Origin of the sequence: Vibrio sp. 10N.286.49.C3 (assembly GCF_041469545.1) — a bacterium.
Lineage (GTDB): Bacteria > Pseudomonadota > Gammaproteobacteria > Enterobacterales > Vibrionaceae > Vibrio > Vibrio tasmaniensis_A.
In genome coordinates this window covers 1-11065 of sequence record NZ_JBFRKT010000075.1, presented here as the reverse complement: position 1 = coordinate 11065, position 11065 = coordinate 1, and the positions used below count along the sequence as shown (strand labels likewise).

Genomic DNA, 11065 nt, shown 5'->3' with positions numbered 1-11065 from the left:
CAGTTCATTGAAATCAATTTGTTACCGAAGTAACTGTTATTACGCTCTTTCGAAAAAGAACCAATAACGTTTTGATATTCATCAACGAGTGCCCACACAGATTGATAGGTTTAAATTGTTAAAGAGCTTCTCTTCGTTGTGACTTACATCACTTCGGAAGAGGCGGCCATTCTAGCGTTTTAATTCTCAGTGTCAAACACTTTTGAAAATTAATTTCTACTTTCTAAAAGTAGAAGCGAATTATCGCTTAAAGCTAGTTGCCTTACTAACATTCTTCGCTGAAGCCTTGTGGCGTCTACCGTGTCAGTGAGGCGGCATTATAGAGATGTTCCTCACATTGGCAAGTGTTTATTGCCAAAAATTGCAAAAATAACGGTTAGATGACGAATAAACACTCAAAGCCTTATTTGTGCAAGTTTAACTACAAAGTACCTACAGAATAACCACAGACTTATCCACAATTGCTCTAATTTTCATCCTAGAAAACAAAAAAGCTGCCTTATGGCAGCTTTTTAAATGGCAATGAGTCTAAATCCCAGAGCCATATTGCTCTCCATCGTCTTCATGGAGACCACATTCTCTTTTTAGGCCATTAAAACGGGTTTCTTCTTCAGTCATACCCGGTTCCCATTTCTTAGTCGTATGAGTATCTCCAACAGAAAGGTACCCCTGCTCACGAAGTGGGTGGTAACTAAGGCCATGCTCTTCCAAGTAATAGTGAACATCTTTATTTGTCCAATCTATTACTGGCAAGAACTTAAACACACCATTTTGGATAGATAAGATCGGCAAGTTTGCGCGCGATTGAGATTGCTCTCTTCGCAACCCTGAAAACCAAGTGCCAGCCTCTAGTTCATCCAGCGCTCTTCTCATCGGTTCGACTTTATTAAGCTTGTTATACTTCTCTATTCCTTCTATACCTTGATCCCAAAGTTTGCCATATTGCGCTTCTTGCCAATTAGAGCTCTGTTGTGCGCGAAAGACTTGAAGGTTTAAAGTCAATTTCTGACTTAACTCATCTATAAAGCGATACGTTTCTGGGAATAGGTACCCGGTGTCTGTCAGAATAACTGGAATATCGGGTTTGGCTTGAGTCACTAAGTGCAGCATCAATGCTGCTTGAATTCCGAAACTAGAAGACACCACATGCGTTCCTTCTAAGTTTTCCAGAGCCCACTTCACTCTTTCTAATGCGGTTAGCTGCTCTAACTCAGCATTAATTTGTCCAAGACGAAGTATCTGCTCCGTCTTAGTCAATGCGAGTAGCTCTGCTAACTTCAGTTTTGAAGCGACAGAATTATGCATGCAGATCCCTCTTTGAAATGATCACCTCTTCGATGATGCCAGCTCGGATTGTAAAATCACCGAACCCTTCATTATCCGTTCGTTCTGTAGCCCAACGTCCCACCAGCGAATCAATCTCTTCTAAAATCTGAGCTGACGCGATGTTCTCTTTATACATCTTCGGGATACGAGTTCCGGCTTTGTTGCCACCTAAGTGCATGTTGTAACGCCCCGGAGCCTTGCCGACTAAACCCAGTTCAGCCAACATTGCACGACCACAGCCGTTTGGACAGCCTGTAATACGAAGGATGATGTTATCTTCTTCTGGTAACCCGTGTTTCTTCAGAATGTCTTCAACATCCGTTACAAACTCAGGAAGAAAACGTTCGGCTTCTGCCATTGCTAACGGACATGTTGGGAATGCCACACACGCCATTGAGTTCTTGCGCTGTTCTGAAACGGCATCATCCATCAGACCGTATTGACGTGCCAGCTTTTCAATTTGTGCCTTTTGGCTCTTAGGTACACCTGCAACAATGAGATTTTGGTTCGCTGTCATGCGGAAGTCACCTTTGTGGATCTTCGCTATTTCAGCAACACCTGTTTTCAGCGCTTTACCCGGAAAATCAAGTAAACGACCATTTTCGATGAATAACGCTAAGTGGTGCTTACCATCAATGCCTTCCGCCCAACCGATACGGTCGCCACGGCCAGTAAACTCATAAGGACGACTTTCAGAAAACTCAACGCCTGCACGTTTTTCTACTTCTGCTTTGAATACATCAATACCAACACGATCGAGTGTGTATTTGGTTTTGGCATTCTTACGGTTCGAACGGTTACCCCAGTCACGTTGTGTCGTCACAACAGCTGCCGCTACATCTAACGTTTTCTCTAATGGCACAAAACCAAAGTCGTCAGCTTTACGTGCATAAGTAGAAGTATCGCCGTGCGTCATTGCAAGACCACCGCCCACTAATACGTTAAAGCCCACCAGCTTTCCGTCTTTAGCAATCGCGATAAAGTTAAGATCGTTAGCATGAACATCTACGTCATTTTGCGGAGGAATTACAACCGTCGTCTTGAACTTACGCGGTAAGTAGTTACTACCTAGGATAGGTTCTTCATCCGTTGTTGCTAGCTTTTCACCATCTAACCAGATCTCAGCATAAGCACGAGTCTTAGGTAATAGGTGTTCACTGATCTTTTTCGCCCACTCATAAGCTTCTTGGTGTAGCTCGGACTCAACCGGGTTTGTGGTACACAAAACATTTCGGTTTACATCACCAGCGGTCGCAATGGAATCAATACCAATACTGTTTAGTGTTTGGTGCATTAACTTAATGTTCGGCTTCAACACACCATGGAACTGGAAGGTTTGACGAGTTGTAAGACGGATAGAACCATAAGAGGTGCTTTCATCTGCGAATTTATCAATCGCGAGCCACTGCTTAGGAGTGATGATGCCGCCAGGCATACGCGCACGAAGCATTACGTTATGTAAAGGTTCTAGCTTTTGCTTGGTACGTTCATTACGAATATCACGGTCGTCTTGTTGATACATACCGTGGAAACGGATCAGTTGAAAGTTATCTGCGGTAAAACCACCAGTGATACGGTCTTCAAGATCTTGTTCAATCGTACCGCGAAGGTTTTTACTTTCACGCTTCAGACGTTCATTGTCAGCCAAAGGTCCCAGTACTTGACCTAGCACTTCTTGCTCTATTACTTGCTTGCTCATTAGTACACATCCCTTTGGTAACGTTTCGCTTTACGTAAATCATTAATATATTGTTCAGCTTGTTCTCGGCTCTGATTGCCATGTTTTTCCGCTATCGTAACCAACGCTTCATGAACATCTTTTGCCATTCGAGTTGCATCGCCACATACATAGAGGTACGCGCCCTCTTGAAGCCATTGCCAAACCTGCTCTGCCTGCTCAATTAATCGGTCTTGAACATAAACCTTTTCTTTTTGATCACGACTAAACGCAACATCAAGCTTGGTTAATGCACCAGATTTAAGATACCTCTGCCATTCAACTTGATATAAAAAATCTTGAGTAAAGGTACGGTCACCAAAGAACAACCAGCTTTTACCTTCAGCGTCATTGTTTTCACGCTCTTGAACAAAACTACGGAAAGGTGCGATACCTGTACCCGGGCCAACCATGATGATTGGTGTGTTGTCGTCTTGCGGCAGTTTGAAGTTATTGTTGTTCTCTACAAACACCTTAACTTCACCACCTTCTTCAAGGCGTTGAGCTAAGAAACTTGAAGCACCACCCAGACGAGATTCATCGCCCTTTTGGTATTCAACAAGACCAACCGTCAAGTGAACTTCTTCATCTACTTCTGCTTGGCTTGACGCAATAGAGTAGAGACGTGGAGTTAACTTACGTAGTAGGCCAATCAATTCATCAGCCGATAGCTTGGTTTTCTTCTCAGCTAAAACATCGACAACTTGAGTATTACCCGCGTATTCACGAAGCTTGTCTTTATCTTCCACCAACTTGATTAACTTCTTGCTGCCTGATAGCTCTGCAAACTTAGTCACAAGTTGAGGGTTTGAAGAGGTAATCTCGAATTTGCTGACGAGTGCGCGATGCACAGACAAGTTGTCACCATCGACATCGACACTTTCGATACCAGACAACCCAACTTTAGAAAGAATCTGATTTGCGAGTTCTGAACTGTTTTCAAACCATACGCCTAGCGCATCACCCGGTTGGTAAGTAATACCCGACTCATCAAGATCAATCTCGATATGACGAACATCTTTACCCGAATCACGACCGGTGATCTTTTGGCTCGTTAATAGTGTCGCGGTGTATGGGTTTTGCTTGGTGTATTGCGAATGACCGGCAGCCGCTTGACCGACGGGCAACTGAACTACATCGGCTTCAGTGCCTGTCGATAGCGTCTCTTTTACTTGCTCTAATGCTTTAGCGCGCCATTCCGTTGCTGACTCTTCGTAATCAACATCACAATCAAGACGGTCGACAAACGATTTAGCACCAAGCTTAGCGAGGAAGTTATCGAAGTCTTTAGCCGTTTGGCAGAAGAACTCATAGCTTGAGTCGCCTAAACCGATCACACCGTATTGTAGGTTTGATAATTTTGGCGCTTTCTTCGATTGAAGGAATTCATGCAACTCAATAGCGTTATCAGGGGCTTCGCCCTCACCATTGGTTGAAGCTACAAAAATGACGTGTGTCTCTTTGGCTAGGTTCTTACCTTTATAATCACTTGCATCGAAAAGCTCGACAGCAATCCCCAAGGCTTTCGCTTCTGCCTCAAGCGATTCAGCGACACCTTTCGCATTACCGGTTTGGGATGCGAAGATAATGCTGAGCTTACCCGCAGGTTTTGCGGCTACTGCAGCGGCTGCTTGAGCGATTGGCGCGGCGGCACCCACAGGCTGAGTTTGGCTCACACCCCAAAGGTAACCACTGACCCATGCCAGTTGTTGAGAAGATAATTCAGAAACAGTTTGCTGAAGATGACCTAATTGTTGGTCATTAAGTGGTGCTGCTAGCCCAGGTAACTCATTAGCCCCAGACTGTGCATTATTATTTTGTGAAGACTCTTTCTTATTTAAAGACATGGTCACGACATCCCTAATCATTGCGTGACGATAGATTAACCACTCCTTTTAATAACAAGAAAGAATAGAAAAGTATGTTTTATAACTTTTTGGAAGTAAAAACCGATTGAAACGTCAATTGAGTTACTGGTTTTCAATACGAACTTGTTGAAAGCCAACCGCCATTGCCGACTTAGATGCTAGGTCTAAATCCGCGTAATGACACTCTTCACCATGAACATCAGTAAGCAAAACAAAGCCACCGCCCATATGGCGAAACTCCACAACCCAAGACCCCTCTTGAATTGAGGGCTCTATGATCGCTTCAACCAACAGATTTTCTCGATATAAATTTCGTAATTCATTGAGTGTCATATTCCATCCCTTGCTTTGACCTCACAACATAGACCTTATAAGAATAGACGCTAATTAGGTCTCTGTATTAAGGATGGTCGAAAGTGATGAATGTGCTAACTAATTCCAGAAAAGTATATACCTAAGTAACTTCAAGATGCTTGGGTATAACCAATAGATATAAAAAAACGCCACTTAATAAAGTGACGTTCGTAAATTTCGTTCTAGATTCGTTTTAATTGCCTAAAAGCGTACTTCTACGCCAGCAAACCAACCATCAACCATAACAAACGATTTAGGTGGCCCTGGCTTTGGGTCATCCAAAGGATCAGGTTCTTTGTCCGTCTCAAGAGGTTTATTCAGCTCTGAAGAGAAGAATTTGTCCGAATCAAGGTCGATCACACGATAGCCACCACGAAGTGCTATTTCAGTATCTGCCACTGGAATACGGTACTGAACACCCGCCATCAAATCGGTACTCTTAATACCGTTGCTATCACCAAATTCCATCGTACCAATGATATCAAGGTGAGTATTAGGGACATTGATTTCTGCGTTACCGTAGAAGCTCCAAGTAAACTCATCAAAACTTGTCGTTTTCGAACTGTACGGATCTTTGTAATGTGAGTTCGCATACTGAGTAAATGTCACACCCGCATCGAAGTTCATCAACTTGTGATCCAACATTGTGTAGTAGAACGTGTAGTCATACTTATCAAACGCTAACAATGTTGTATCAACAGTAGAGTAGCGGAAACTCGCATTTGGCAGCTTAGGGGCATTATGCTCAAATGCGAAATACAACGAAGGTGAGTTTGAGTCACTCGACCTAGCTTCATTCAGCTTTGTACTTCCCCACCACATATCAGCACCGATCTTAGTCGTGTAAGAAAACTCTTCTTCAGCGGACACTGCCGAGCTTAAAGAAAGCATTCCCACTAAAGCAATTAATGGCATTTTATTCATTTGAGATAGCTCCAATTCCATATCGTTGTGCTAATTGTATGCACATTCATAGATTATTGGGGAAAATTCTACCACACATCTTAAATTCTAAAACGATAAACCGCTGACGAGTAAAGATTTGACGACACGATGACCTTAATAACGTCTTTGGTTAGAGCTGTGTACATAGTTTTTGAAAAACCACACACCCACTGCAATCACGATCAGCCAAGGCAGCAGTTTAAACACAACGCCCATCATACCTAAGACCAGCATGACCGCTAACGCGATTCCGGTTGCCGCTAGTACCGTCATAAACGTAATACCAGTAACGAGTAAAGTTGCGACGAAAATAAGAACAAAGATTAATTCAAACATAATGGTCTCCCTAATGAGTTCATGACCTATCTTTCCTACTTTCTAACATTGCAGCTTCCATACCAAGTTAGCTACAACCACAAACTCCTTATTTATCAGGCAAATAAAAAGCCACACATCTTCATGCGTGGCTTTTCGGAAACTCACAATGGTAAATTTAGCCTCTAATGGCGAATTTAGCCTTGTTATTTAAACCTTAAGCTTCTAACTTTTAATTCTTAGCTTTTGGCTTTTGCTTTAATCTTGAGGGTGTCTATACGTTTAGCTCTTTAGGGATCTTAGCCAATGCCGTCTGAATCACCTCAATGCCCGCGCCTTTCTTATGTGCATTCTCACTGATGTAACGACGCCATTGTCTTGCACCCGGCATACTTTGGAACAAACCAAGCATATGACGAGAGATATGACCAAGGCTCGCTCCATTCGAAAGCTGACGCTCAATGTACGGGTACATCTCTTCAACCACTTGTGAACGCTTCTTGATTGGCGTGTCTAAACCGAAGAGCTGCTGATCAACTTCAGCCAAGATAAACGGGCTATGGTATGCCTCACGACCGATCATCACACCATCAAGGTGCTGCAAGTGCTCTTTAGTTTGTTCTAATGTAGTGATGCCACCATTTACCGCAATCACAAGATCTGAGAAGTCTTTCTTGATTTGGTACGCGCGATCGTAATCTAGCGGTGGGATCTCACGGTTCTCTTTCGGGCTAAGGCCACTCAACCACGCCTTACGCGCATGGATAGTAAATTGCTCACAACCGCCCTTTTCAGAAACAGTAGAAACAAACTTAGTCAGAAACTCGTAAGAATCTTGGTCGTCGATACCAATACGCGTTTTTACCGTAATTGGAATATCCGTGACTTCTTTCATCGCTGACACACAATCTGCCACCAGCTCAGGCTCAGCCATTAGGCAAGCACCAAAGCGCCCATTCTGAACTCGGTCTGAAGGGCAACCTACATTGAGGTTTACTTCATCGTAGCCACGCTCTCCAGCAAGCTTGGCACAAGCCGCCAAATCAACCGGGTTTGAACCACCAAGTTGAAGAGCTAATGGGTGTTCTTGCTCGTTATACTCTAGAAAGTCGCCCTTACCATGTAAGATCGCACCAGTTGTGACCATTTCCGTGTACAGAAGCGTCTGCTGAGATAGCAAACGGTGAAAGTAACGACAGTGGCGGTCAGTCCAATCCAACATGGGTGCAACGGATAAGCGGTTAGCCGCGTATTTACTGGTATTGTCAGGTTTCATAAAGCGTTACTCAAAATCTATACACTGCATTTATATACAGAAACTCGCTAGTTCAGCCGCAAACTCATCCACTCAGTACGCCTATACGTACGTATTGATGGAGTGGAACGAAGGCATCTAGCATTAAAAAAGAACACTTCAAAGCGATGAATCACGCTTCACAGTGGACATTGTAGTCAAAAATAATTGGGCGATTATACACAGGGAATCGAAAACATTCAGGAACAAAGACCAACTTATTTTCCCATACAACTCGCACAGTGTTAGTGGAGGCTTTCAAAGAGTGAGAAACGAGTGGGTATTGAGGATTTGAGGTATCACGACCTAAGAAGAGAGGGAGCAAGTCGTTTATTTGAAAAGGGCTACTCTATTGAAGAAGTTGCTCAAGTGACTGGACATAGGAACTTGAATATCTTGTGGCAAGTTTATACGCAGTTGTTCCCTCACAAACTGCACCATAAAGCGTAACAAGTTGATCTTCCGGTAAAACCAGGCACTCTATTTTATTGCCACCATATTAATTAACCAATAAAATACGAGCAAAAAAATGCATAGCATGCATCACTAAAGGATTTTGTCTATGGCACGGCCAAGGGTTTTTGTTAGCTCAACTTACTACGATTTGAAATATGTACGCGCCGATCTTCAACGTTTCATCGAAGAGCAAGGTTATGACCCTGTTTTGAACGAAAAAGGACATATTCCTTATGGTTCAGAAGAGAAACTTGAAAGCTATTGTTACAAGGAAATTGAACTCTGTGACATCGTAGTAGGGATAGTTGGTGGTCGATATGGTTCAGACTCGAGAGAAAATACAGGCTATTCTGTTTCAAATGTAGAGCTACAAAGCGCTATAAAGAAAGGAAAACAACTATATATTTTCATAGACCATCAGGTTTTGACAGAGTATAGAACCTATCAAGCCAATAAAGATAATAACTCAATTAACTATGCTTCGGTCGACGATTCACGAGTTTTCAAATTTATTGATGAGTTATTTAACCTTCCTAACAATAACCAAATACAATCATTTAACTCTGTAATGGACATAACCAGCCATCTCAAAGAACAATGGGCAGGTTTATTCCAAAGGCTACTTAGTGAAGAAATCAGAAAACGTGAACTCAATATTATCGACGAGATAAACAATACATCGTCAACCTTAAAGTCTTTGGTAACCTATCTGACAAAAGAAAAAGACAAAGGTAATAAGGCAATAGAAAACATTCTGATGAATAATCATCCAGCCTTTGATGATTTGCGTAAAAAGATATCTTTAGGCCACAGAGTCTTTTTCCAGAACAAAAAGGAGTTACGAGAACTTCTTGAGACTTATGGATATTATGATTCGGATTTGTTTGATGAAGACTCTATCGATTATATAAAGAACGGCTCAAATGTAATTGTGTCTCAAATGATATTTGACGAACAAGGCAACTTAAAAGTATTCACGCCAGAAAACTGGGCTGATGAATTCATAACAGTTGCTGAATTGCAAACACAACAAAGGGATAAAGTATGGTCTGTGAAAAAAAACAACCCACAAAACCCACAAGCAGTCTTTGAAGACGATATCCCTTTCTAACAAGTCAATTAAAAATCATCCAATAAAATAAAAGCTCTACACAGAGCTTTTATTTTCTAACCTAGTCAAACGCTCATCCATCTTCTCCATCATTAGTCGCAGCCACTTAACGTCCGTTTTAAGTGTGATGCCCACTCCTACACCGCTAGACAAGGCACTAACAACGGCAACTATTATTGTTTGATACTCGCCATCACTTAAACTCACTGCGTAGGGGTTCCCATAGGCCAAATACTATTGGAGCACTTGCGCCAATAATGCCACCGAATTGAACACCATCTGCCGATACGCTCGCGGTGATAAGTTCAGGGTGACCAGCTACCAAAACCGCTCCTGCGCCAGATAACGCTAAACCCTTTTTAGCCGATGACAGGCGAATGTCGATTGAGAACTTTCGCCCAATAAGCATATTGTTGCACTTGATATTTTTAAACTCATTCACCAGATCTCTAATTCAGCTTGATTAATCAGTTATACCTTGAGTCACACTGTCGTTTTGAGTTACCTTGTCTTATTCAAAGTCGTAGGTCACAATACGCTCTGTACCTGACTTTAATAAAATCAATGTCTCCTCAAACAAGGTTACCTAGCAATAGGGGCTGAATGGGGATGTTTGATTGAACGGTGAAAAATTTGGACCACACATTAATAGAGCAAGTTGAAGGGATATGCGTATCGCGAGGTGTTAGGCTAACACCCCAAAGAAAGCGAGTGTTTGAGCTTATCCTATCTAATAAAAAAGCCTCCAGTGCTTATGAATTATTAGAGCAATTGAAAGTCAGTGAACCGCAAGCCAAGCCTCCTACAGTTTATCGCGCTTTGGATTTTTTGTTAGAGCAAGGGTTCATTCACCGAGTTGAGTCAACGAATAGCTTTATATGCTGCTGCTCTTGCAATGCCAACACGCATTTTTCCCAATTACTGATCTGCGATAAATGTGGCACTGTGATAGAATTACAAGACGATGCGCTTGTCGCCCTACTCGCGAGTAACGCCGAGCAGCATGGATTCAAGTTGACCAACCATGTCATTGAATCACATGGCATTTGCCAAACTTGCTCCTCCGAAATGAAAGAATAAGATTATAGAAGAACATTATGCGCGCTGAATTTGTAAACCCGTTTTTAGCTTCTTTGATGAACGTACTAAAAACGATGGCATCTCTAGAATTAAAGCCTCAGAAACCAAGAGTGAAGAAAGATGAAATCGCTCGTGGTGATGTGTCCGGCCTAATTGGTATGGTTGGTACACAGTCTCGTGGCTCAATGTCGATCACCTTTGATGAAGGGCTTGCTCTAGAAATCATGGAAAACATGCTAGGTGAACGACCAAACGGTTTGAACGAAGAAGTGACCGACATGGTGGGTGAAATCACTAACATGGTAACCGGTGGCGCAAAGCGTATTCTTGCAGAAAGCGGCTTTGACTTCGATATGGCAACGCCAATCGTGGTTTCAGGTAAAGGCCATACTATTCGTCACAAGTGTGAAGGCGCAATCATCATCATGCCTTTCTCATCTCAGTGGGGTAATGCTTTCATCGAGATCTGTTTCGAATAGAGACAATCGAGTAAATAAAAAGCGAAAGGCTGACGTACATACGTCAGCCTTTTTTTATTGCCGTAAAATCAACGGACATAAAAAACGCCAACCGAAAGGTTTAATGCCGATCGTTTAAGA

The 11065-nt window shown here is 42.5% G+C and carries 11 protein-coding genes and 1 pseudogene; 4 read left to right on the top strand and 8 right to left on the bottom strand.

Features of this window, described 5'->3' with window-relative positions:
• Positions 1 to 528: 528 nt before the first annotated feature.
• The 7 genes from AB4180_RS21805 to dusA all read right to left on the bottom strand — a co-directional run bounded on the left by AB4180_RS21805 (position 529) and on the right by dusA (position 7801).
• Entirely contained in the window at positions 529 to 1305 is a 777-nt protein-coding gene (locus AB4180_RS21805) for a phosphoadenylyl-sulfate reductase (protein WP_102250087.1), read from the bottom strand.
• Positions 1298 to 3025, bottom strand: a complete 1728-nt coding sequence (gene cysI / locus AB4180_RS21800; RefSeq protein WP_102250086.1) for an assimilatory sulfite reductase (NADPH) hemoprotein subunit — start codon at positions 3023 to 3025, stop codon at positions 1298 to 1300. Before cysI ends, AB4180_RS21805 begins: the two co-directional genes overlap by 8 nt.
• A complete protein-coding gene (locus AB4180_RS21795; protein ID WP_102250085.1) occupies positions 3025 to 4890 on the bottom strand; it encodes an assimilatory sulfite reductase (NADPH) flavoprotein subunit in 1866 nt (621 codons plus the stop codon). The genes cysI and AB4180_RS21795 overlap by 1 nt, the downstream gene beginning before the upstream one ends.
• Positions 4891 to 5013: 123 nt before the next feature.
• The gene (locus AB4180_RS21790) at positions 5014 to 5244 is read right to left on the bottom strand and encodes a hypothetical protein (protein WP_004735813.1); all 231 of its coding nucleotides are present in this window, start codon (positions 5242 to 5244) and stop codon (positions 5014 to 5016) included.
• 222 nt (positions 5245 to 5466) lie between these two features.
• Positions 5467 to 6189 carry a TIGR04219 family outer membrane beta-barrel protein gene (locus AB4180_RS21785; RefSeq protein WP_081326142.1) on the bottom strand — a complete coding sequence of 241 codons (723 nt, stop codon included), beginning with the start codon at positions 6187 to 6189 and terminating at the stop codon, positions 5467 to 5469.
• Positions 6190 to 6324: 135 nt separating this feature from the next.
• A complete protein-coding gene (gene pspG, locus AB4180_RS21780; RefSeq protein WP_009847904.1) occupies positions 6325 to 6546 on the bottom strand; it encodes an envelope stress response protein PspG in 222 nt (73 codons plus the stop codon).
• 253 nt (positions 6547 to 6799) lie between these two features.
• Positions 6800 to 7801, bottom strand: coding sequence for a tRNA dihydrouridine(20/20a) synthase DusA (dusA, locus tag AB4180_RS21775; RefSeq protein WP_102250084.1), 1002 nt, complete (start codon positions 7799 to 7801; stop codon positions 6800 to 6802).
• Between the two features lie 223 nt (positions 7802 to 8024).
• On the opposite strand from dusA, the pseudogene AB4180_RS21770 reads away from it, so the two are divergent.
• Positions 8025 to 8269: pseudogene (locus tag AB4180_RS21770) on the top strand (tyrosine-type recombinase/integrase); the annotation flags it as partial.
• A 112-nt stretch (positions 8270 to 8381) separates the two neighbouring features.
• Positions 8382 to 9386, top strand: a complete 1005-nt coding sequence (locus AB4180_RS21765) for a DUF4062 domain-containing protein (RefSeq protein WP_102250083.1) — start codon at positions 8382 to 8384, stop codon at positions 9384 to 9386.
• 193 nt (positions 9387 to 9579) lie between these two features.
• Here AB4180_RS21765 and AB4180_RS21760 read toward each other — a convergent pair whose 3' ends face one another.
• Positions 9580 to 9759 carry a hypothetical protein gene (locus AB4180_RS21760; RefSeq protein WP_102250088.1) on the bottom strand — a complete coding sequence of 60 codons (180 nt, stop codon included), beginning with the start codon at positions 9757 to 9759 and terminating at the stop codon, positions 9580 to 9582.
• A gap of 251 nt (positions 9760 to 10010) precedes the next feature.
• Here AB4180_RS21760 and zur point away from each other — a divergent pair, with 251 nt between their 5' ends.
• The gene (gene zur / locus AB4180_RS21755; RefSeq protein ID WP_012603115.1) at positions 10011 to 10466 is read left to right on the top strand and encodes a zinc uptake transcriptional repressor Zur; all 456 of its coding nucleotides are present in this window, start codon (positions 10011 to 10013) and stop codon (positions 10464 to 10466) included.
• Between the two features lie 17 nt (positions 10467 to 10483).
• A complete protein-coding gene (locus AB4180_RS21750) occupies positions 10484 to 10945 on the top strand; it encodes a chemotaxis protein CheX (RefSeq protein WP_009847897.1) in 462 nt (153 codons plus the stop codon).
• Positions 10946 to 11065: the final 120 nt, after the last annotated feature.

What these genes read in the sequence shown, in the direction of transcription:
- AB4180_RS21805 (WP_102250087.1), bottom strand. Translation starts at nt 1,305, where the DNA reads ATGCATAATTCTGTCGCTTCAAAACTGAAGTTAGCAGAGCTACTCGCA.
- AB4180_RS21790 (WP_004735813.1), bottom strand. Translation starts at nt 5,244, where the DNA reads ATGACACTCAATGAATTACGAAATTTATATCGAGAAAATCTGTTGGTT.
- dusA (WP_102250084.1), bottom strand. Translation starts at nt 7,801, where the DNA reads ATGAAACCTGACAATACCAGTAAATACGCGGCTAACCGCTTATCCGTT.
- AB4180_RS21795 (WP_102250085.1), bottom strand. Translation starts at nt 4,890, where the DNA reads ATGTCTTTAAATAAGAAAGAGTCTTCACAAAATAATAATGCACAGTCT.
- AB4180_RS21785 (WP_081326142.1), bottom strand. Translation starts at nt 6,189, where the DNA reads ATGAATAAAATGCCATTAATTGCTTTAGTGGGAATGCTTTCTTTAAGC.
- AB4180_RS21750 (WP_009847897.1), top strand. Translation starts at nt 10,484, where the DNA reads ATGCGCGCTGAATTTGTAAACCCGTTTTTAGCTTCTTTGATGAACGTA.
- pspG (WP_009847904.1), bottom strand. Translation starts at nt 6,546, where the DNA reads ATGTTTGAATTAATCTTTGTTCTTATTTTCGTCGCAACTTTACTCGTT.
- AB4180_RS21765 (WP_102250083.1), top strand. Translation starts at nt 8,382, where the DNA reads ATGGCACGGCCAAGGGTTTTTGTTAGCTCAACTTACTACGATTTGAAA.
- cysI (WP_102250086.1), bottom strand. Translation starts at nt 3,025, where the DNA reads ATGAGCAAGCAAGTAATAGAGCAAGAAGTGCTAGGTCAAGTACTGGGA.